The organism is Serratia sp. 1D1416 (assembly GCF_003641105.1).
Classification (GTDB): domain Bacteria; phylum Pseudomonadota; class Gammaproteobacteria; order Enterobacterales; family Enterobacteriaceae; genus Serratia; species Serratia ficaria.
On sequence record NZ_CP032738.1, the window covers coordinates 139,427 to 160,738 of the forward strand.

Consider the following 21,312-nt stretch of genomic DNA (forward strand, 5'->3'; position numbering starts at 1 on the left):
AAAACCGCGCGTTTTTTAGTCTATGCTTGCGCTGGTGAAGTTTATTAGCCGCCGATTTTCAAGCTATTGGCTACACTTACATCACCTATCGGAACCAACAGGAGAAGAACCATGGCAATCGGTCATTATGAGCTGAAAAAAGCAAAGAACGGACAGTATCACTTCAACCTGAAAGCCAGTAACGGCGAGATCATTCTGGCCAGCGAGATGTACGCCAGCAAAGCGTCGGCGGAAAACGGCATCGCCTCGGTGCAAACCAACTCGCCGCACGAGGCGCAATATGAATTGAAGCACAGCAACAGCAACCAGCCGTACTTTGTGCTGAAAGCCAAGAACCATCAGGTGATCGGCGTCAGCGAAATGTACAGCTCCGAAAGCGCGGCCAAAAACGGCATTCAGTCGGTCATTAAAAACGGCCCGGCCACCGACGTGCGTGATTTAAGCGCCTGATTTCGCCTTTCCTCGCGCGCGGTGGCCCCATCGCGCGTTTTTCTCATGACCAGGATCAATCTCCCCTGAATAAATCCGGTTAACTGCTGATTTATTGCCGCGCTGCCGCTACAATTCCCCGCTTTTACTGCACCATTGGGTGGTGTAGTACTGACCTGAAATCAGACCGAGACAGACTATGTTTACACCGGAACTTCTCTCTCCGGCCGGAACGCTGAAAAACATGCGTTACGCCTTCGCCTATGGCGCCGATGCGGTTTACGCCGGCCAACCGCGCTACAGCCTGCGGGTACGCAACAACGAGTTCAACCACGAAAACCTGGCGCTGGGCATCAACGAAGCCCATGCGCTCGGCAAGAAGTTTTACGTGGTGGTGAACATCGCCCCGCACAACGCCAAGCTGAAAACCTTTCTGCGCGATCTGAAGCCGGTGATCGACATGGGCCCGGATGCGCTGATCATGTCCGATCCCGGCCTGATCATGATGGTGCGCGAAGCCTTCCCGCAGATGGATATCCACCTGTCGGTGCAGGCCAATGCGGTCAACTGGGCGACGGTGAAGTTCTGGCAGCAGATGGGGCTGACCCGGGTGATCCTGTCGCGCGAGCTGTCGCTGGAAGAGATCGCCGAAATCCGCGCCCAGGTGCCGGAGATGGAGCTGGAGATCTTCGTGCACGGCGCGCTGTGCATGGCCTATTCCGGCCGCTGCCTGTTGTCGGGCTATATCAACAAGCGCGATCCCAATCAGGGCACCTGCACCAACGCCTGCCGCTGGCAGTACAAGGCCGAGGAAGGCAAGGAAGACGACACCGGCAATATCGTGCACATGCACGAGCCGATCCCGGTGCAGAACGTGGAACCGACGCTGGGCATCGGCGCGCCGACCGACCAGGTGTTTATGCTGTCCGAAGCGCAAAAACCGGGCGAGTACATGAGCGCCTTCGAGGATGAGCACGGCACCTACATCATGAACTCCAAGGATCTGCGCGCCATCCAGCACGTGGAGCGCCTGACGCAGCTTGGCGTGCATTCGCTGAAGATCGAAGGGCGCACCAAATCCTTCTACTACTGCGCACGCACCGCGCAGGTCTATCGCCGGGCGATCGACGACGCCGTCGCCGGCAAGCCTTTCGACCCCAGCCTGCTCACCACGCTGGAAGGCCTGGCGCACCGCGGCTATACCGAAGGCTTTCTGCGCCGCCACGTGCATGAAGCGCAGCAGAACTACGATTACGGTTCGTCGCTGTCCGAGCGCCAGCAGTTCGTCGGCGAATTCACCGGCGTGCGGCGCGACGGCTGGGCCGAGGTGGACGTGAAAAACAAATTCATGCTCGGCGACAGCGTAGAGATGATGACCCCCGGCGGCAACGTGTCGTTCAGGCTGGAGAGCATGCGCAACAAGAAGGACGAGCCGATTGAGGTGGCGCCGGGCAACGGCCACATCGTTTATTTGCCGATCCCGCAGGATATCGATCTCAATTACGCGCTGCTGATCCGCAATTTGGCGGACGGAAATAGCCCCGAGGCGTAAAAATTCTAATCGCCATCATGAGGTGGCGATTTTTAGCAAATATTAGAATTGGATCACATCAATGTGCGCGCAGCTTGGTTACCATCTGCCTGCTTAAAACGAATAACGAAAATATCTGCATAGCAATACTAGGAACCACCTCCTTAGCCAGCCCAATCTCCCTTGGGCTGGCTTTTTCTTTGCCACGGCGGCCATTCCGCCCCCTGCGAATCGGCCTGTGTATTATTTTCATTTAATCCAGCTTATTCGTTTGAATAACGCAAACAGGTAAACATCGATATATAAACAGCGCTATAACGATGAATAACCTGCCCGGATAAAATGCGACTGCGTTGCCACTGCAAATATCCTATTAAGCCAATCCGACAGAAATAATCACTGCCGGACGAACCAACATCAGAATTAACTGAATATTCCGATGGTTTGCCGCCGACGGGTAGTTTATCGTTGGTCATCATCTGTTTTCAGCCGGGGATATCGGGAATGCATCAACCAGCACCAGCGCTGCTTATCATCAATGGAAAAGGCGCCGGCAACGAAGAGCTGCGCCTCGCCGTGCAACGGCTGCGTGAAGAACAGCTGACCCTGCACGTGCGCGTCACCTGGGAACACGGCGACGCCGCGCGCTACGTCGAAGAAGCCGTCCGGCTGGGCGCCGGCACGGTCGTGGCCGGCGGCGGCGACGGCACCATCAATGAAGTGGCCGCCGCGCTGGTTCAGTTGCCGGCCCCGCACCGGCCCGCGCTGGGCATTCTGCCGCTCGGCACCGCCAATGATTTCGCCGTGGCCTGCAATATTCCGCTGGCGCCGGAACAGGCGCTGCAGCTGGCGATTAAGGGCCGCGCGGTGCCGATCGACCTGGCGAAGGTCAACGATCGGCGCTATTTCATCAACATGGCCACCGGCGGCTTCGGCACCCGCATCACCACCGAAACGCCGGAAAAGCTCAAGGCGGCGCTGGGCGGCGTTTCCTACTTCGTCCATGGGCTGCTGCGCATGGACCAGCTGCAGGCCGACCGCTGCGAAATCCGCGGGCCGGACTTCCACTGGTCGGGCAATGCGCTGGTGATCGGCATCGGCAACGGCAAACAGGCCGGCGGCGGCCAGCAGCTGTGCCCGGACGCGCTGATCAACGACGGCCTGCTGCAGCTGCGGCTGCTGATGGCCGACGAACTGCTGCCGGCGCTGGTGGCCGCCCTGTTCAGCGACGAAGAGAACAAGAACATCATCAGCGCCGCGCTGCCGTGGCTGGAGATCGACGCGCCGCATGAAATGACCTTTAACCTCGACGGCGAGCCGCTGAAGGGCCGGCACTTTCGCATCGAGGTGCTGCCGCAGGCCATCGAGTGCCGCCTGCCGCCCAACTGCGCCCTGCTGGGCTGACTGACCGGGCGCAGCCTGCTCTGCGCCCCTTGCCTTTCCCGATCCGCCGTTTCCCCCGCAGCGATTAAATGTGATCCCTCCCGGCAAATTCGTCATTTCATACTTGTATGGTAGTTAGTTCATGGCGTATTTTTCGCCATTATCTCTACCCGCAGCTACAGGATGTGAAGGTTATGAAAATTGTTAACGCCGAGGTGTTCGTCACCTGTCCGGGCCGAAATTTTGTCACGCTCAAGATCACCACCGACGACGGCATCACCGGCATCGGCGACGCCACGCTGAACGGCCGCGAGCTGCCGGTGGCGTCCTATCTGAAAGATCACGTCTGCCCGCAGCTGATCGGCCGCGATGCGCATCAGATAGAAGACATCTGGCAATTCTTCTACAAGGGCGCCTACTGGCGGCGCGGCCCGGTAACCATGTCGGCCATCTCCGCCGTCGACATGGCGCTGTGGGACATCAAGGGCAAAGCCGCCAATATGCCGCTGTATCAGCTGTTGGGCGGCGCGTCGCGCACCGGCGTGATGGTCTATTGCCACACCACCGGCCACTCTATCGACGAAGTGCTCGACGACTACGCCAGGCATAAAGAGCTGGGGTTCAAGGCGATCCGCGCCCAGTGCGGCGTGCCGGGCATGAAAACCACCTACGGCATGGCCAAGGGCAAAGGCCTGGCCTACGAACCGGCCACCAAGGGCGACTGGCCGGAAGAGCAGCTGTGGTCGACGGAAAAGTACCTCGACTTCACCCCTAAGCTGTTCGAGGCGGTGCGCAACAAATTCGGCTTCGACCAGCACCTGCTGCACGACATGCATCACCGCCTGACGCCGATCGAAGCGGCGCGCTTCGGCAAAAGCATCGAGCAGTACCGGCTGTTCTGGATGGAAGATCCGACCCCGGCGGAAAACCAGGAATGTTTCCGCCTGATCCGCCAGCACACCGTCACGCCGATCGCCGTCGGCGAAGTGTTCAACAGCATCTGGGACTGCAAACAGCTGATCGAAGAACAGCTGATCGACTATATCCGCACCACCCTGACCCACGCGGGCGGCATTACCGGCATGCGGCGCATCGCCGACTTCGCTTCGCTGTATCAGGTGCGCACCGGCTCGCACGGCCCGTCCGACCTGTCGCCTATCTGCATGGCGGCGGCGCTGCACTTCGACCTGTGGGTGCCGAACTTCGGCGTGCAGGAATACATGGGCTATTCCGAGCAGATGCTGGAGGTGTTCCCGCACAACTGGAGCTTCAACGACGGCTATATGCACCCGGGCGACAAGCCGGGGCTGGGCATCGAGTTCGATGAAAAGCGGGCGGCCCGCTACCCCTATGAGCCGGCCTACCTGCCGGTGGCGCGCCTGGAGGACGGCACCTTATGGAACTGGTAAGCGAACGCCGCGGCATGCGCAGCGTAGTGATTGAACAGCCCGGCCGGTTGGCCATCCAGCAACGCGCGCTGCCGCAGCCGGCGGCCGGAGAAGTGCGGGTGAGGGTGAAATTTGCCGGCATCTGCGGCTCCGACGTGCACATCTATCATGGCCACAACCCATTCGCCAACTACCCGCGGGTGATCGGCCACGAATTCTTCGGCCTGATCGATGCGGTGGGCGCCGGCGTCGATCCCCAGCGCATCGGCGAACGCGTCTCGGTCGATCCGGTGGTGAGCTGCGGCCATTGTTACCCCTGCTCGGTCGGCCGCCCCAACGTCTGCACCGAACTGCAGGTGATCGGCGTGCACCGCGACGGCGGCTTCAGCGACTACGCCTGCGCCCCGGCGCGCAACGCCTACCCGATCCCGGCCGCCATCAGCGATCGCCACGCCGCGATGGTCGAGCCCTTCACCATCGCCGCCAACATCACCGCTCATCTGCAGCCCAGGGCCGACGATATCGCGCTGGTCTACGGCGCCGGGCCGATGGGGCTGACGGTGATCCAGACGCTGAAGGGCGTCTATGGCGTCAAACAGGTGATCGTCACCGATCGCATCGTCGAGCGGCTGGAAATGGCGCGGCAGAACGGCGCCGACTGGGCATTCAACAACGCCGAGGCTTCGCTGCCGCAGGCGCTGCTGGAACGCGGCATCCGCCCGACGCTGATCGTCGATGCGGCCTGCCACCCGGCCATTTTGCAGGAGGCGATCGCCCTGGCCTCGCCGGCGGCGCGCATCGGCATCATGGGCTTCTCCGGCGAGGCCTGCACCCTCACCCAACAGAGCATCACCAGCAAGGAGCTGTCGATCTTCTCCTCGCGCCTCAACAGCGCGCGCTTTCCGCAGGTGATCGACTGGATGGCGGCGGGAAAAATCGATCCGCAGCGGCTGATCACCCACTGCCTGCCGGCCGATCGGGTTGAGCAGGCGATGCTGATGTTCGAACGGGATCAGCGCACCTGCTGCAAGGTGTTATTGCAGTTCGATTAATTGTCATCACCGGGGCAACGGGCGGCCTGTGGCCGCCCATGCAGACTACAAAGCATCACGATTAAAACGACACCAAGTGGAGTGCTTTTATGTTTAAAAACCTGCGTTGGACCATCGTATTCCTGCTGTTCATGGTTTACATGATCAACTATCTCGACCGCGTCGCGCTGTCGATTACCGTGCCGATGATCGAAAAAGATCTGATGCTGAACGCCGAGCAGTTCGGCTTCATCTTCGGCAGCTTCTTCTTCGGCTACGCCATTTTCAACTTTATCGGCGGGCTGGCGGTGGACAAGTTCGGCCCCACCCTGGTGCTGGGGGTGGCGGTCGGCCTGTGGTCAATTTTCTGCGGCATGACCGCGGTCGCCACCGGCTTCTACTCGATGCTGATCCTGCGCATCCTGTTCGGCATGGCCGAAGGGCCGATCTGCGCCTCCGCCAACAAAATGATCAACGGCTGGTTCCCGAAGAAGCAGGCGGCGACCGCCATGGGCCTGCTCAGCGCCGGCTCGCCGCTGGGCGGCGCGGTGGCCGGGCCGATCGTCGGCTATCTGGCGCTGGCGTTCGGCTGGCGGCCGGCGTTCATGATCATCTGTTCCATCGGCATCGTCTGGATGCTGGTGTGGTTCTTCGTGGTGGCGGATAACCCGGCGAAGAGCAAACGCGTCAGCGCCGGTGAATTGGCGCTGATCGACCGGCAAAAGCTGGAAAGCCACGGCGAGGAAGAAGAGCTGAGCAACGCCGCCCACGGGCTGGGCTATTATCTGAAGCAGCCGATCATCCTGGTCACCGCCTTCGCCTTCTTCTGCTACAACTATATTCTGTTTTTCTTCCTCAGTTGGTTCCCGTCGTACCTGGTGCAGGCGCATAACCTGAATCTCAAAGAGATGAGCCTGACCACGGTGATCCCCTGGATCGTCGGCTTCGTCGGGCTGGCGCTCGGCGGCTATATCTCCGACAAGATTTTCAACATTACCGGCAAGCTGCTGCTGTCGCGCAAGATAGTGCTGGTGACCAGCCTGTTGGCGGCGGCGGTGTGCGTGGCGCTGGCGGGCGCCGTCAGCAGCGTGGTGCCGGCGGTGATATTGATGTCGGTTTCCATTTTCTTCCTTTACATCACCGGCGCCATTTATTGGGCGATCATTCAGGACGTGGTGCATAAATCCCGGGTCGGCGGCGCCAGCGGCTTTATTCATCTGGTCGGCAGCGTTTCCGGCATCGTCGGGCCGATCGTCACCGGCTACATCGTGCAAAACACCGGCAAGTTCGACAGCGCCTTTATGCTGGCCGGCGGCGTGGCGGCGCTCGGCGCGCTGCTGGTGTTGCTGGTGATCAAAGCGCCGCGCCCTGCGGCGCAGGCGCACACATTAAAACCATAAAACGGCACGGGGCCGCGCGCGGCCCTTTCAGACCTCTTTTCAGGGATATTCAGCATGAGACTTTCCAGCGACAGCGCGCTGCCGGCGGCCATTGCCCGCCCCGGCTACCCGCGTGAACGACTGCAACCGCGCATCGTGCATCTCGGCTTCGGCGCGTTTCACCGCGCCCATCAGGCGCTGTATGCCGAAAAACTGGCCAACGAGCACGCCAGCGATTGGGGCTACTGCGAGATAAGCCTGCAGCACGGCCAGCAAAAGATCGCCGACCTGCAGCGGCAAGAGCTGCTGTACTCGGTGGCGGAGATGGACGACGACGGCTGGCAGGGCCGGGTGATCGGCGTGGTGCGCCAGGCGCTGCATCTGCAGGCCGACGGGCTGGCGGCGGTGCTGGCGGCCATGACGCGGCCCGAAGTGGCCATCGTCTCGCTGACCGTCAGCGAGAAAGGCTATTGCCATCACCCCGCCGGCGGAGACCTGATGACGGACCATCCGGACATCGCGCACGACATCGCGCACCCGCTGCAGCCGCGGTCGGCGCCCGGGTTGATCCTCGCGGCGCTGCGCCTGCGCCGCGAGCGCGGGCTGCCGGCGTTCGCGGTGATGTCCTGCGACAACATGCCGGCCAACGGCCAGGTGACGCGCACCGTGATCACCCAGCTGGCGCAGCGGCAGGACGCCGGGCTGGCCGAGTGGGTACGGCGCGAAGCGGCCTTCCCCTCCACCATGGTGGACCGCATCGTCCCGGCGGTGACGCCGGAAACCCGCCGCCAGCTGCAGAGCCTGCTGGGCGGCATCGACGACGAGATCGGGGTGGCCTGCGAGCCGTTCAGCCAGTGGGTGATCGAAGATAATTTCCCGCAGGGCCGCCCGGCGTGGGAACGGGTCGGCGCCGAGCTGGTGAGCGACGTGCTGCCGTACGAAGAAATGAAGCTGCGCATGCTGAACGGCAGCCATTCGTTCCTCGCCTACCTCGGCTATCTGGCCGGTTATCAGCATATCAGCGACTGCATGCAGGATGCGGATTTCGCGCGCGCCGCGCGCCATTTGATGCTGGCGGAACAGGCGCCGACCCTGCGGCTGCAGGGCGTCGATCTGGCGCAGTACGCCGACTCGCTGCTGCAACGCTACCGCAACCGCGCGCTGAAACACCGCACCGGGCAGATCGCCATGGACGGCACGCAAAAACTGCCGCAGCGGCTGCTGGACGCCATTCGCTGGCATCTGGCGCACGGCGGCAATTTCGCGTGCCTGGCGTTGGGGGTAGCCGGCTGGATGCGCTACGTCAGCGGCCGGGACGAACAGGGCCGGGCCATCGCCATCAGCGATCCGCTGCGCGAACGTCTGGCCGATTTGGTGGCCGGCAGCGAGGAAGGCCGGCCGCGGGTGCTGGCGCTGTTGCAGCTGGAAACGGTATTCGGCCGCGACCTGCCTGACACGCCTGTCTTCGTCAACGCCGTGTGCGAAGCCTATCAACGGCTGCTGGCGCTGGGCGCCAAAGCCGCCGTCGCCGCCCTGCCCACCCACGCCAGCTAACCGGGAGATTCCTGATGACTGCTACTCCGCATAACGCCGTGACCGACGGCAACCAACCGCTGCTGCGGCGCGTCGCCAGCGCCTCGGCGATAGGCACGGCGGCCGAATACTATGACTTTTTCGCCTACGGCACCGCCGCGGTGCTGTTCTTCGGCCAGCTGTTCTTCCCCAACGCCGATCCGCTGGTCAGTACGCTGGCGGCCTTCGCCACCTATGCGGTCGGTTTTCTGGCCCGCCCGCTGGGGGGTATCGTATTCGGCCACATCGGCGATAAGGTCGGGCGCAAGAAAGCGCTGGTGATCACCATTCTGATCGTCGGCCTCGGCACCTTCTGCATCGGCCTGTTGCCGACCTATGAAAAAATAGGCATCTGGGCGCCGGTCGCGCTGATTTTCATCCGCGTGCTGCAGGGCTTCGGCGTCGGCGGCGAGCAGGCCGGCGCGGTGCTGATGACCGCCGAATACTCGCCGCCGGCGCGCCGCGGCTTCTACGCCAGCTGGGTGCAAATCGGCGCGCCGGCCGGCTTTCTGTTGCCGTCCGGGCTGTTCGCCCTGTTGACCGCCCTGCTGTCGCCGGCGCAGATGCTCGACTGGGGCTGGCGCATTCCGTTCCTGCTCAGCCTGCTGCTGGTGATTGTCGGGCTGTTCATTCGCCTGAAGATCGACGAGTCGCCGGTCTTCACCCAGATCCGCGCCACCAAGGCGGTGGAAAGCCGGCCGGTGGTGGAGGTGGCCCGCACCTACCCCGGCCTGATCGGCAAAGGGGTGTGCGCCAAGCTGATCGAAGCCTGCGCCTTCGCCATGTTCACGGTGATCGTGCTGGCCTACGGCAAGGCTAACCACCTCGATGAAAGCATTCTGCTGGAGGCGATGATCGTGGCGGTGGTGCTGGAAATTTTCGCCATCCCGCTGATGGGCCACCTTTCCGACCGGCTGGGCCGCAAACCGGTCTACATCGCCGGCGCGCTGCTGCAGGTGATCTGCATAGTGCCGTTCTTTATGGCCATCAACCTCGACAATTATTGGGTGACCCAGATCGCCATGATCCTGGTGCTGACGCTCGGCCACAGCATGTGTTACGCCCCGCAGGCGTCCTACTTCCCCGAGCTGTTCCCGACCCGCATTCGCTGCAGCGGCATCGCGCTGATCTGGCAGACAGGATCGCTGATCGGCAGCGGTGTGCTCGGGCTGGTGGCGGTGAAAATCCTGCAGGTGACCGGCGGCCACTACTACGGCCTGGCGGGCTACATGATGGTGTTGGGGGTGGTGTCGGCCATCGGCCTGAGCCTGATGCCGGAAACCGCGCCGCAGCGGCGCAAACAGGAATATCAGGACTGGCATCATTAAGTTGGCCTATTCGGCGGGTGGATTTATCCACCCGCCGTCAGACAATAATCTGCTAGTATGGTGGCATTCGAATTCCAGCCTGATGCCTGATTGACGCCATGTCTGAAACGTACAGTCTCACCAACACCGTCCCGGTCAACCAGCAGATCTACCGTTTCCTGCGCAAGGATATTGTCGACTGCAGCATTCCTCCCGGCACCCTGCTGTCCGAGAAAGAGATCTCCACCCGTTTCAACGTTTCGCGCCAGCCGGTGCGCGAGGCCTTTATCAAGCTGGCGGAAGCCGGGCTGGTGCAGATCCTGCCGCAGCGCGGCACCTTCGTGATGAAGATCTCCGCCAAGCGGGTGGCCGACGGGCGTTTTATCCGCCAGGCGGTGGAGTGCGCCATCGTGCGCCGCGTGGCGCAGCGCATCACGCCCGAACAGCTGATGACGCTGGAGCATAATCTGCATCGCCAGGAGCTGGCGGCGCAGAACCGGCAAACGCGCGAATTTCTGGCGCTGGACGATGCGTTCCACCAGCTGCTGACCCAGTTCGCCGACTGCCCGCTGGCCTGGGAAACCATCGAAACCATCAAGGCCACCATGGACCGGGTGCGCTTCCTCAGCCTGAGCGAGGTCTCGCCGCCGGAAAGCCTGATCCAGCAACATTACCGCATTTACGCGGCGCTGAAGGCGCAGGACGCGGATGCCGCCGAACGCGCCATCCACGAGCATCTGCAGGAGATGATCTATTCGATCACGCCGATCGCCCTGCAGAACACCGAGTGGTTCGAGGCAGAATAATCAGTCAGTTATCCCGCCGGGAGCGATCGCTCCCGCGTATTTGGCCGCGCAAATGGCATTTCCTCTCAATCGCATCTATTGTTTCTCCTTGTCACAGCAAGTTCAGTAGTATCGCTTTAACGGCTTCAATCACCGCTTTTACTGCGCCGGTGGTCAGAGACCCTGGGCTGCCGGTGTATGAAAAGCTCAATCAGGAGTAAGTCATGACTGATATAGCACAGTTGTTAGGAAAGGAAGCGGAAGACCTGTTGCAACACCGCTGTACCACTATCCCCGCCGAAAACCTGTACCTGCCGGGCGCCGACTTCGTCGACCGGATCATGATTGATAACAACCGCCCCAATACCGTACTGCGCTCGATGCAAACCCTGCTCAACCACGGCCGCCTGGCCGGCACCGGCTACCTGTCGATCCTGCCGGTCGATCAGGGCATCGAGCACTCCGCCGGCGCGTCGTTCGCCGCCAACCCGCTGTATTTCGATCCGAAAAACATCGTTGAGCTGGCGATCGAGGCCGGCTGCAACTGCGTGGCCTCCACCTACGGCGTACTGGCGTCCGTCTCGCGCCGCTATGCCCACAAGATCCCGTTCCTGGTCAAGCTGAACCACAACGAAACCCTGAGCTACCCGACCCAGTACGACCAGACCCTGTACGCCAGCGTCGAGCAGGCGTTCGACATGGGCGCGGTGGCGGTCGGCGCCACCATTTACTTCGGCTCCGAGCAGTCGCGCCGCCAGATTGAAGAGATCTCTGCCGCCTTCGAGCGCGCGCACGAGCTGGGCATGGTCACCGTGCTGTGGGCCTACCTGCGCAACCCGGCGTTCAACAAGGACGGCGTGGACTACCACTCCAGCGCCGACCTGACCGGCCAGGCCAACCATATCGCCGCCACCATCGGCGCCGATATCGTCAAACAGAAAATGGCGGAAAACAACGGCGGCTACCGCGCGGTGAAATTCGGCTATACCGATGACCGCGTCTACAGCAAGCTGACCAGCGATCATCCGATAGATCTGGTGCGTTACCAGTTGGCCAACTGCTACATGGGCCGCGCCGGGCTGATCAACTCCGGCGGCGCCGCCGGTGAAAACGACCTGCAGGAATCGGTGCGCACCGCGGTCATCAACAAACGCGCCGGCGGCATGGGCCTGATCCTGGGGCGCAAAGCGTTCAAGAAATCGATGACAGAGGGCGTGGCGCTGATCAATGCGGTGCAGGACGCCTATCTGGACAAGCAGGTCACCATTGCCTGAGCCTGGCGACGCGCGGGTTCCCAGCCCGGTTCGCCGGGCTTTTTTGTGCCCGCTCGCCGCTTCCCCCTCGGTAAAACTTCCTTTCCTTTCGATTTAAACTTTCAAAATAAAATATTTATCTTTCAAACTGTGATCTATTTAAAACAAATGGCCGCATAAAGCCACTACTGTAAGGCCCATGGCGACAGAGCCGCGTTTAGCTCCAGGCCATGCCATCCATTACAGGAGAAAAAAATGATTGAGCTAATCACCCACGGCGCCGAATGGTTTATCGGCCTGTTTCAGAAAGGCGGTGAAGTGTTTGTCGGCATGGTGACCGGCATTTTACCTTTGTTGATCAGCCTGTTGGTTATCATGAACGCGCTGATCAAATTTGTCGGCCAGGAACGTATTGAACGATTGGCGCAGCGCTGCGCGGGCAACCCGGTCTCGCGCTATCTGCTGCTGCCGCTGATCGGCACCTTTGTCTTCTGCAACCCGATGACCCTCAGCCTGGGGCGATTCATGCCGGAGAAATACAAGCCCAGCTACTACGCCGCGGCCTCTTACAGCTGCCACTCGATGAACGGTCTGTTTCCGCACATCAACCCCGGCGAGCTGTTCGTGTACCTCGGCATCGCCAGCGGCCTCACCACCCTCGGCCTGCCGCTCGGCCCGCTGGCGGTGAGCTATTTCCTGGTGGGTCTGTTCACCAACTTCTTCCGCGGCTGGATCACCGACCTCACCACCAGCCTGTTCGAACGCAAGATGGGCATCCGCCTGGATCGCCAGGTGCAACTTTAATCGTGGAGCGCAGCATGAGTGCTTATATCCGTATTGAAAAAGGCGCCAGCGGCTGGGGCGGCCCGTTAGAGCTGCCGATCGAGCCCGGCAAGAAAGTGGTGTACATCACTGCCGGCACCCGGCCTTCGATCGTCGATCGCCTCAGCGAATTGACCGGCTGGCCCGCCGTCGACGGTTTCAAGGAAGGCGAACCGCCGGCGGAAGAGATCGGCGTGGCGGTGATCGACTGCGGCGGCACCCTGCGCTGCGGCCTGTATCCGAAGCGCCGCATTCCGACGGTCAACATTCACGCCACCGGCCAGTCCGGCCCGCTGGCGCAGTTTATCCTCGAAGACATTTACGTTTCCGGCGTGCGCGACCACAACATCAGCCGGGTGGAAAGCGGCCCCGCGGCGGCCGCGCAGGCGGCGCCCAAGGCCCGCGAGTACGACGCCGGCAAGAAGATCACCGAACAGAGCGACGGCCTGCTGGCCAAGGTCGGCATGGGCATGGGCTCGGTGGTGGCGGTGTTCTTCCAGGCCGGGCGCGACACCATAGATACGGTGCTGAAGACCATTTTGCCGTTTATGGCGTTCGTCTCGGCCCTGATCGGCATCATCATGGCCTCCGGCCTCGGGGACTTTATCGCCCACGGCCTGACGCCGCTGGCCAACAGCCCGATCGGGCTGGTGACGCTGGCGCTGATCTGTTCATTTCCGCTGCTGTCGCCGTTCCTCGGCCCCGGCGCGGTGATCGCCCAGGTGATCGGCGTGCTGGTCGGGGTGCAGATCGGCCTCGGCCATATCCCGCCGCAGCTGGCGCTGCCCGCGCTGTTCGCCATCAACGCGCAGGCGGCCTGCGACTTCATTCCGGTCGGTCTGTCGCTGGCGGAAGCCAAGCAGGACACCGTGCGGGTCGGCGTGCCTTCGGTGCTGGTCGGGCGCTTTCTGACCGGCGCGCCGACGGTGCTGCTGGCCTGGGCCGCTTCGGCCTTCATTTACCAATAAGTTGCCTTGCAGGGAGAACCTCATGCACACCATTTTCCACACCACCATCACGCAGATCGGCGACTGCGCCCGCGATGCGCTGCAGGACGACATGCTGATCACCTTCCGTGAAGGCGCGCCGGCGGACATCGAAGCGTTCTGCTTTATCCACCGGCACGGCGCGACCACCGGCGAACTGCAGGCCGGCGGCGTGATGGAGCTGGCGCAGCGGCGCTACGCCATCACCGCCGTCGGCAGCGTCGCCACCCAGAACCTGCGTGAGCTGGGGCACGTCACCGTGCGCTTCGACGGTGAAAGCCAGGCCGAATTTCCGGGTTCGATCCACGTATCCGGCCCAACGCCGGCCGATATTCCGGTCGGCAGCACGCTGTCATTTATCGCATAAGGAGTAGAGCATGTCTGAAGTAGCTGTAGTGATTGGCGGCGGCCAAACGTTAGGCGCATTTTTATCTCACGGCCTGGCGCAAGCGGGCTACCGCGTGGCGGTGGCCGATTTGAACGCCGACAACGCCCACCGGGTGGCGCAGCAGATTAACGACGAATACGGCGCCGGCAGCGCCTGCGGCTTCCAGGCCGACGCCACCGATGAACGGAGCGTGATTGCGCTGGCGGCGGCGGTCGACCGGCAGTTCGGCCAAACCCATTTGCTGGTGTACAGCGCCGGCATCGCCAAGGCGGCGCCGATCACCGACTTTTTGCTGGGCGACTTCGACCGCTCGCTGCAGGTCAACCTGGTGGGCTATTTCCTCTGCGCCCGCGAGTTTTCCCGCCTGATGATCCGCGACGGCATCGCCGGGCGCATCATTCAAATCAACTCCAAATCCGGCAAAGTGGGCAGCAAGCACAATGCCGGCTACAGCGCGGCCAAGTTCGGCGGCGTGGGGCTGACGCAGTCGCTGGCGCTCGATCTGGCGGATTACGGCATCACCGTGCATTCGCTGATGCTCGGTAACCTGTTGAAGTCGCCGATGTTCCAGTCGCTGCTGCCGCAGTACGCGCAAAAGCTGGGCATCGAGCCGGACCAGGTCGAGAAATACTACACCGACAAAGTGCCGCTGAAGCGCGGCTGCGACTACCAGGACGTGCTGAATACCCTGCTGTTCTACGCCAGCGACAAGGCGTCGTATTGCACCGGTCAATCGATCAACATCACCGGCGGCCAGATAATGTTCTGACGCCCGCACCGCCCCCCGCACCTCAACGGGGGGCTACGGAGGCTTTATGACTCAAGCATTGATTCTCTTCGCGGTGCTGGCCTGGCTGCTGCAAATCGCCCTCGGCTGGTGGCAGCTGCGGCGCTTCAACCGCGCCTTCGATCGCCTGTGCCGGCTCGGCGCCGTCGGCGTGGGGCGCTCCGGCGGCCGTTTCCGCCCGCGGGTGGTGCTGGCGCTGGCCTTCGACGCCGATCGCCGGGTATGCGGCAGCATGCTGATGCGCGGCCTGACCATCTTCGCCCGGCCGCAGCCGCTGACGCATCTGCACGGCCTGCACCAGCGGGATTTGCGCCCGGATGTGATCTTCCCCGAGGATCGCGCATGCCGGTCTGCACTATCGTTAGCGATTGCACCCAAATCATGATATTTTCACATTAAAAGACATTACCTTTCATATTGAATTATTCGCTGAGGGGAAATGCTCAACTCTTGTGAACGGGAATCGCGATGAAACCAAAGCAGCGGCAGGCCGCTATCCTTGAATATCTGCAGCGGCATGGCAAAACGGCAGTGGACGCCCTGGCCGAGCATTTCTCCACCACCGGCACCACCATTCGCAAGGACCTCACCCTGCTGGAAGACGAAGGTGAAGTGATCCGCACCTACGGCGGCGTGGTGCTCAGCCGCGACGACGGCGACCAGCCGATCGACCGAAAAACCCACATCAATACCGAAAAGAAACGCCAGATCGCCTATGCCGCCATCAAACTGATCGACGACGGCGATTCGCTGATCTTCGACGCCGGCAGCACGGTGCTGCAGATGGTGCCGCATCTGGCGCAGTTCAATAACATCACGGTGATGACCAACAGCCTGACCATCGTCAATGCGCTGGTGGAGCTGGATAACGATCAGACTATCCTGATGCCCGGCGGCACCTACCGCAAAAAATCGGCGTCGTTCCACGGCAGCCTGGCGGAGTCGGCCTTCCAGCAGTTCAGCTTCGACAAGCTGTTCATCGGCGCGGACGGCGTCGACCTCAACGCCGGCGTCACCACCTTCAACGAGGTGCACAACGTCAGCAAGGCGATGTGCGAGGCCGCCGGGCGCATTGTTTTGCTGGTGGATTCGTCGAAGTTCGGCCGCAAAAGCCCGAACGTGGTGTGCGATTTGGGCGCCGTCGACACGCTGATCACCGATAAAGACATCAATCCGGACTATCTCGCCGCATTGCAGGCAAAAGGCATCAATATCATTCTGGTAGGAGACCCCGATGAGTAACGCGAACGCCCTGATCACCTTCGCCCGCGAAACGCTGGAAATCGAGCTGACCGAAGCGCAGCGCCTGCTGGCGCGGCTGGACGACAACTTCGTCTGCGCCTGCGAACTGCTGCTGAACTGCCGCGGCAAGGCGGTGATTTCCGGCATCGGCAAATCCGGCCACATCGGCAAGAAGATCGCCGCTTCGCTGGCCAGCACCGGCACCCCGTCGTTCTTCGTTCACCCGGCGGAGGCGCTGCACGGCGATCTCGGCATGATCGGCGCCGACGATGTGGTGGTGTTTATCTCTTACTCCGGCCGCGCCAAAGAGCTGGATCTGATCCTGCCGCTGTTGGCGGAGAACGGCATTCCGGTGATCGCCATCACCGGCGGCAAAGAGTCGCCGCTGGCGCAGGGCGCAGCCTGCGTACTGGACATCAGCGTGGAGCGCGAAGCCTGCCCGATGGGGCTGGCGCCCACCTCCAGCGCGGTGAATACCCTGATGATGGGCGACGCGCTGGCGATGGCGTTGATGCGCCAACGCGGTTTCAACGCCGAGGACTTTGCCCGCTCGCACCCGGGCGGCAGCCTGGGCGCACGCCTGCTGAACCGGGTGCATCACCTGATGCGCACCGGCGATCGCCTGCCGAAGGTCAGCGAAAGCGCCAACGTGATGGAGGCGATGCTGGAACTGAGCCGCACCGGGCTGGGGCTGGTGGCGGTATGTGATGCGCAGCGGAAGGTGGTGGGGGTATTTACCGACGGCGACCTGCGCCGCTGGCTGGTGAAGGGCAACAGCCTGCAGGATGCGCTGAGCCCGGCGATCACCCGCCCCGGCTACCGGCTGCCGGAACAGTGGCGCGCCGGCGAAGCGCTGGAGGCCCTGCACGAACAGCATATCAGCGCCGCGCCGGTGGTCGACCTGGAGGGCGTGCTGGTGGGCGCCATCAACCTGCACGATCTGCATCAGGCCGGCATCGGCTGACTCCCGGGCATGGGGCGCGGCGAACCGCGCCCCTGCGGGGTTACTTCCAGTCGGGATTATCCTCGAACTGTTTCTTCAGCAACGCCTTGATGTCATCGTTCGGCTTGCCGAGCCACTGATAGCGGGCGTATTTCTTCGGATGATCGATAGCCTCTGGCCGGTTTTCCACCTCGACGCGCACGCCCCAGGCCTGCGATTTGTCCTCTTTGAACGCCACGATCAAAAAGTTGTTGGCGCAGTCATGCGGCTTGCACAGGTTGCCCACCAGATAGTTCTGCCCCTGCCAGCTCAGGCTCTGCGCCGGCGTCGAGGTGCCGATGCCCTTGCGCGCCCAACCCGGCAGCCTGGCCTGCCCCTTCACCATATTCTGCCAGCTGGTTTGATAACCCGGCTGCTGGATCACGTCCGAGGTGGTGACGATCTGCTGGGCGAAGCCGCCCGCGCTGAAGCTGAGTAACGCGCCGAAAACGGCGCTGCGGAGTGCACGTTGTCCTGTCATGGCCCTTCTCCCTTGTTGAGTCCGATCACGCCCGGCGGCCGCCGGGCCTAGATCCAGTCAGACCACAACGACGGCGAAAAGTTGGATCACCACCAGGCGTGGAAATGATGCACCGGCCCGATGCCGTGCCCCACTTCCAGCGTATCCGCCTGCTGCAGCGCCTTTTGCAGATAGTCCTTGGCGGCGGCGACGGTCGCCGCCCAGTCATCGTGACGCGGGCGCAGCGCGGCCAACGCCGCCGACAGCGTGCAGCCGGTACCGTGCGTATGGCGAGTGGCGACGCGCGGCGCGGTAAAGCGTTGCTCCTGCCCGGCGGCAAACAGCCAGTCCGGGCTTTCGCTTTCGCTCAGGTGGCCGCCCTTCATCAGCACCGCCTGGCAGCCCATCGCCAGCAGCGCCCGCCCCTGCTCGCGCATCTGCCGCTCGTTTTCCGCCGGGGCGCACTCCAGCAACGCCGCCGCTTCGGGCAGGTTCGGCGTGATGATCGACACCAACGGCAGCAGCTCGCGACGGATCGAGTCCACCGCCTCCGGCGCCAGCAGCGGATCGCCGCTTTTCGCCAGCATCACGGTATCCAGCACCACAAACGCCGGCCGATAATGGCGCAGCCGCTCGGCCACCGCCTGCACGATCGCCGCGTTGGCCAACATGCCAATTTTGGCGCTGTCGATGCGCAGGTCGCTGAACACCGAATCCAGCTGGGCGGCAACGAACGCCGGTTCAATCTGGTAAACCGACTGCACGCCGCGGGTATTTTGCGCCACCAGTGCGGTGATCGCCGAGGCGCCGTACGCGCCCAGCGCCGAGAAGGTTTTCAGATCGGCCTGAATGCCGGCGCCGCCGCTGGGATCGGTGCCGGCGATGGTCAAAGCGTTGATGCGTTTCATTGCAGCTCCTCCGCGCGCAGGCGGTACAGCGCGTCAAGAAACGCCGGGGTAAAGCTGCCCGGCCCGGCGGCAGCGGCGGCAGCCAGGCCGCCGCAGTGCGCCATCACCCGGCAGGCGGTGGCGACGTTATCCAGCCGCTCGCCCGGCAGGCAGCAAAAGGCGGCAACCACCGCCGACAGCGCGCAGCCGGTACCCACCACCCGCGTCATCAGCGCATCGCCGCCGGCGACCGCCCACTCGCGCCGGCCGTCGGTAACATAATCCACCGCGCCGGTCACCGCCACTATTGCGCCGCTGCTGCGCGCCAGCTCGCGTGCGGCGGGCAATGCGGCCAACGAATCGTCGGCGCTGTCCACCCCGCGGCCACTGGCCTGCAGGCCGCCGAGCGCCATGATCTCGGACGCGTTGCCCCTGATCGCCGCCGGTTTCTCATCCAGCAACCGTTTGGCGAACGCGGTGCGATAGGCCAGCCCGCCGACCGCCACCGGATCCAGCGCCCAGGGGGTACCCGCCCGGTTGGCGGCCGCCACCGCCGCCAGCATAGATTCGGCGCGCGGCGCATTGAGGGTGCCGATATTGATCAGCAAAGCGTCGGCCACTGCGCTGAACTGCGCCGCTTCGCTCGGCTCCACCACCATCGCCGGCGAAGCGCCGAGCGCCAGCAAGACGTTGGCCGTGAGCGATTGCACCACCTCGTTGGTCAGGCAGTGGATCAGCGGGGGTCGCTGTTTGAATTGGGTCAGACAGGCCGCGGCGCGGGCGCCGGGTAAAGCATCAGGTCGAGCGAGCATATTCCTCCCAACCGGCGTTCAAGAAGGCGGGTACCGGTTGGGCACCGAGACTTCCCTACGCTGGCATAATCCAGATCAGGTAATACGGGTAAAATCTCAGCCCTAACGGGCACCCCGAGTCAAGAACGCCATTATTGGGCTTGCCGCCGACGAGGTCAATCGCGCTATAGTAGTGGCAAAAAAACAACCAGGAGACGCCATGCAAACAAGACCCTACCGGGAAGCCGATCGCCCGTTCCTGCGCACCCTGTACCTGGCGTCGCGCAAGGCGGCGTTTCCGTGGCGCAATACCGACGGTTACCGGCTGGAGGATTTCGATCGTGCGACGCTGGGCGAAGACATCTGGGTGGCTGAGGAGGGCGGCAAGCTGCTGGGGTTCGTGTCGATTTACCGCGCCGACAACTTCATCCATAACCTGTATGTCGATCCCCTTTTGCCGCCGCGCGGCGTCGGCAGCGCCCTGCTGCAGGCGGCGGAGCGCACCTTCACCGCCACCGGCGCATTGAAATGCCTGGTGAAAAACGAAAAGGCGCTGACGTTCTATCGCAAGCACGGCTGGCGCATCATCTCGACCGGCAACGACGGCGACGAAGACTACTATCTGCTGCACTCTCCGGCCAAATAAGGGCGCCCCCGTTATGCGCGCCCGGGCATAAAACGCAGCGTCAGCCGCCAGAACAGCAGCGCGCTCAGGCTGACGCCGGCCCCCAGCCAGCACACGCCGCTCCAGCCGGCCCAGGCGTAGACGTGGGTGCTGGCGAAGGCGCCCAACCCGCTGCCGACGGCGTAAAACAACATGTAACACCCCACCAGCCGGCTGTGAGACTGCGGATGGGCGCTGAAAATCATGCTCTGGTTCAGCACGTGGATCGCCTGCCCGGCCAGATCCAACAGTACGATGCCCGCCACCAGCCACGCCAGGCCGTGGTTCAACATGCCGAGCGGCAGCCAGGCCAGCGCCAACAGCAGCAGGCACACGCCGCTGGCCAGCTGCCCCAGCCCGCGGTCGGCAAGCTGCCCGGCGCGCATCGCCGCCAGCGCCCCTACCGCCCCCACCAGCCCGAACGCGCCCACCATCGAATGAGAAAAATTAAACGGCGGCCGGCTGAGCGGCAACACCAGCGCGCTCCAGAAAATGCTGAACGTGCCGAACATCAGCAGCGCCAGCATGCCGCGAATCTGCAGCGTGCGATCGCGCAGCAACAGCGTCAGCATCGAGCGCAGCAAGGCCGGATAGCCGAGCGTCGAAGGTGCCAGCTGCGGCGCGGGCAACAGGCGCGCCAGGATCGGCAACAGAACCAGCGTCACCCCGGCGGAGAAAAAGTACACCGTGCGCCAACCGCCGAGATCCGCCAGCGCGCCGGAAAGCGTGCGCGCCAGCAACAGCCCCAGCACCACGCCGCCCTGTGCGGCGCCGACCACCCGCCCGCGCTCATGCGGCGCCGCCAGCGTGGCGGCAAAGGCGATCAGCCCCTGGGTCATCGCGGTGCCCAGCAGCCCCACCAACAGCATCCCCGCCAGCAGCAGCACGCTGCCGTGCGACCAACCCACCGCCAGCAAGGCGGCAATCAACAGCAGCTGCTGGGCGGCCAACAGCCGGTGCCGATTAACCCGATCTCCCAGCGGCACCACCAGCAACAACGCCAGCGCGCAGCCGAGCTGGGTGGCGGCGATCACCATGCCCACCGCCGCCAGGCTGATGTTGAAATCCTCGGCAATGGCGTCCAGCAGCGGTTGGGCATAGTAGACGTTCGCCACGCTGAAGGCGCTGGCGCCGGCCAGCAGCAACACCAGCGAAGCAGGCAGCCGGTTTAACGCGGTACAGCCGGGCTCCAACGATTTATCGCTCATCGTTCGCTCCATTTTGGTTTCATTATTAAACCTAATG

The 21,312-nt window shown here is 63.0% G+C and carries 23 protein-coding genes and 1 riboswitch; of the genes, 18 read left to right on the plus strand and 5 right to left on the minus strand.

Features of this window, described 5'->3' with window-relative positions; all coding sequences use genetic code 11:
• Positions 1 to 111: 111 nt before the first annotated feature.
• Both D7I37_RS00715 and yegQ read left to right on the plus strand, forming a co-directional pair.
• Positions 112 to 450, plus strand: coding sequence for a YegP family protein (locus D7I37_RS00715; RefSeq protein ID WP_061796556.1), 339 nt, complete (start codon positions 112 to 114; stop codon positions 448 to 450).
• Positions 451 to 628: 178 nt separating this feature from the next.
• Positions 629 to 1,981 (plus strand): tRNA 5-hydroxyuridine modification protein YegQ, encoded by a 1,353-nt coding sequence (gene yegQ / locus D7I37_RS00720; RefSeq protein ID WP_061796554.1) that lies wholly within the window; start codon positions 629 to 631, stop codon positions 1,979 to 1,981.
• A 242-nt stretch (positions 1,982 to 2,223) separates the two neighbouring features.
• On the opposite strand, the gene D7I37_RS00725 is transcribed toward yegQ, so the two are convergent.
• Complete coding sequence (locus tag D7I37_RS00725; protein ID WP_129543155.1) at positions 2,224 to 2,439, minus strand: hypothetical protein; 216 nt, start codon at positions 2,437 to 2,439, stop codon at positions 2,224 to 2,226.
• A gap of 25 nt (positions 2,440 to 2,464) precedes the next feature.
• Here D7I37_RS00725 and yegS point away from each other — a divergent pair, with 25 nt between their 5' ends.
• The 15 genes from yegS (at position 2,465) to gutQ (ending at position 17,247) form a co-directional block, all read left to right on the plus strand.
• Positions 2,465 to 3,364, plus strand: a complete 900-nt coding sequence (gene yegS, locus D7I37_RS00730; RefSeq protein WP_061796553.1) for a lipid kinase YegS — start codon at positions 2,465 to 2,467, stop codon at positions 3,362 to 3,364.
• Between the two features lie 173 nt (positions 3,365 to 3,537).
• Positions 3,538 to 4,752, plus strand: a complete 1,215-nt coding sequence (manD, locus tag D7I37_RS00735; protein ID WP_061796552.1) for a D-mannonate dehydratase ManD — start codon at positions 3,538 to 3,540, stop codon at positions 4,750 to 4,752.
• 14 nt (positions 4,753 to 4,766) lie between these two features.
• A complete protein-coding gene (locus D7I37_RS00740; RefSeq protein WP_129544731.1) occupies positions 4,767 to 5,783 on the plus strand; it encodes a Zn-dependent oxidoreductase in 1,017 nt (338 codons plus the stop codon).
• 89 nt (positions 5,784 to 5,872) lie between these two features.
• Entirely contained in the window at positions 5,873 to 7,162 is a 1,290-nt protein-coding gene (locus D7I37_RS00745) for an MFS transporter (RefSeq protein ID WP_095098724.1), read from the plus strand.
• Between the two features lie 54 nt (positions 7,163 to 7,216).
• A complete protein-coding gene (locus D7I37_RS00750; RefSeq protein ID WP_129543156.1) occupies positions 7,217 to 8,695 on the plus strand; it encodes a mannitol dehydrogenase family protein in 1,479 nt (492 codons plus the stop codon).
• A 14-nt stretch (positions 8,696 to 8,709) separates the two neighbouring features.
• Positions 8,710 to 10,041 (plus strand): MFS transporter, encoded by a 1,332-nt coding sequence (locus D7I37_RS00755; protein ID WP_129543157.1) that lies wholly within the window; start codon positions 8,710 to 8,712, stop codon positions 10,039 to 10,041.
• Between the two features lie 98 nt (positions 10,042 to 10,139).
• Complete coding sequence (locus D7I37_RS00760) at positions 10,140 to 10,826, plus strand: GntR family transcriptional regulator (RefSeq protein WP_061796547.1); 687 nt, start codon at positions 10,140 to 10,142, stop codon at positions 10,824 to 10,826.
• A 203-nt stretch (positions 10,827 to 11,029) separates the two neighbouring features.
• The gene (gene fbaB / locus D7I37_RS00765; protein ID WP_061796546.1) at positions 11,030 to 12,079 is read left to right on the plus strand and encodes a class I fructose-bisphosphate aldolase; all 1,050 of its coding nucleotides are present in this window, start codon (positions 11,030 to 11,032) and stop codon (positions 12,077 to 12,079) included.
• A 234-nt stretch (positions 12,080 to 12,313) separates the two neighbouring features.
• Positions 12,314 to 12,862, plus strand: coding sequence for a PTS glucitol/sorbitol transporter subunit IIC (locus D7I37_RS00770; RefSeq protein WP_020828107.1), 549 nt, complete (start codon positions 12,314 to 12,316; stop codon positions 12,860 to 12,862).
• A 14-nt stretch (positions 12,863 to 12,876) separates the two neighbouring features.
• Complete coding sequence (locus D7I37_RS00775; protein WP_095098736.1) at positions 12,877 to 13,848, plus strand: PTS glucitol/sorbitol transporter subunit IIB; 972 nt, start codon at positions 12,877 to 12,879, stop codon at positions 13,846 to 13,848.
• A gap of 22 nt (positions 13,849 to 13,870) precedes the next feature.
• The gene (gene srlB, locus D7I37_RS00780; RefSeq protein WP_061796544.1) at positions 13,871 to 14,233 is read left to right on the plus strand and encodes a PTS glucitol/sorbitol transporter subunit IIA; all 363 of its coding nucleotides are present in this window, start codon (positions 13,871 to 13,873) and stop codon (positions 14,231 to 14,233) included.
• Positions 14,234 to 14,243: 10 nt separating this feature from the next.
• Positions 14,244 to 15,023, plus strand: a complete 780-nt coding sequence (gene srlD / locus D7I37_RS00785) for a sorbitol-6-phosphate dehydrogenase (protein ID WP_095098739.1) — start codon at positions 14,244 to 14,246, stop codon at positions 15,021 to 15,023.
• A 46-nt stretch (positions 15,024 to 15,069) separates the two neighbouring features.
• Complete coding sequence (gutM, locus tag D7I37_RS00790; RefSeq protein WP_129543158.1) at positions 15,070 to 15,426, plus strand: transcriptional regulator GutM; 357 nt, start codon at positions 15,070 to 15,072, stop codon at positions 15,424 to 15,426.
• 83 nt (positions 15,427 to 15,509) lie between these two features.
• Positions 15,510 to 16,283, plus strand: coding sequence for a DNA-binding transcriptional repressor (locus tag D7I37_RS00795; protein ID WP_061796540.1), 774 nt, complete (start codon positions 15,510 to 15,512; stop codon positions 16,281 to 16,283).
• Positions 16,276 to 17,247 carry an arabinose-5-phosphate isomerase GutQ gene (gene gutQ / locus D7I37_RS00800; RefSeq protein WP_095098745.1) on the plus strand — a complete coding sequence of 324 codons (972 nt, stop codon included), beginning with the start codon at positions 16,276 to 16,278 and terminating at the stop codon, positions 17,245 to 17,247. Before D7I37_RS00795 ends, gutQ begins: the two co-directional genes overlap by 8 nt.
• Positions 17,248 to 17,287: 40 nt before the next feature.
• Here the strand turns inward: gutQ and D7I37_RS00805 are convergent, their stop codons facing one another.
• From D7I37_RS00805 to thiM, 3 genes are all read right to left on the minus strand, one after another.
• Complete coding sequence (locus D7I37_RS00805) at positions 17,288 to 17,746, minus strand: inhibitor of vertebrate lysozyme family protein (RefSeq protein ID WP_061796538.1); 459 nt, start codon at positions 17,744 to 17,746, stop codon at positions 17,288 to 17,290.
• A gap of 86 nt (positions 17,747 to 17,832) precedes the next feature.
• Positions 17,833 to 18,633, minus strand: a complete 801-nt coding sequence (gene thiD, locus D7I37_RS00810) for a bifunctional hydroxymethylpyrimidine kinase/phosphomethylpyrimidine kinase (protein WP_095098751.1) — start codon at positions 18,631 to 18,633, stop codon at positions 17,833 to 17,835.
• Positions 18,630 to 19,424 carry a hydroxyethylthiazole kinase gene (gene thiM, locus D7I37_RS00815; RefSeq protein ID WP_095098754.1) on the minus strand — a complete coding sequence of 265 codons (795 nt, stop codon included), beginning with the start codon at positions 19,422 to 19,424 and terminating at the stop codon, positions 18,630 to 18,632. The genes thiD and thiM overlap by 4 nt, the downstream gene beginning before the upstream one ends.
• A gap of 35 nt (positions 19,425 to 19,459) precedes the next feature.
• A riboswitch (TPP riboswitch) is annotated at positions 19,460 to 19,551 on the minus strand.
• Positions 19,552 to 19,623: 72 nt separating this feature from the next.
• On the opposite strand from thiM, the gene D7I37_RS00820 reads away from it, so the two are divergent.
• Positions 19,624 to 20,049, plus strand: coding sequence for a GNAT family N-acetyltransferase (locus tag D7I37_RS00820; protein ID WP_129543159.1), 426 nt, complete (start codon positions 19,624 to 19,626; stop codon positions 20,047 to 20,049).
• A gap of 11 nt (positions 20,050 to 20,060) precedes the next feature.
• Here the strand turns inward: D7I37_RS00820 and D7I37_RS00825 are convergent, their stop codons facing one another.
• Complete coding sequence (locus tag D7I37_RS00825) at positions 20,061 to 21,275, minus strand: MFS transporter (protein WP_095098764.1); 1,215 nt, start codon at positions 21,273 to 21,275, stop codon at positions 20,061 to 20,063.
• Between the last annotated feature and the right edge of the window lie 37 nt (positions 21,276 to 21,312).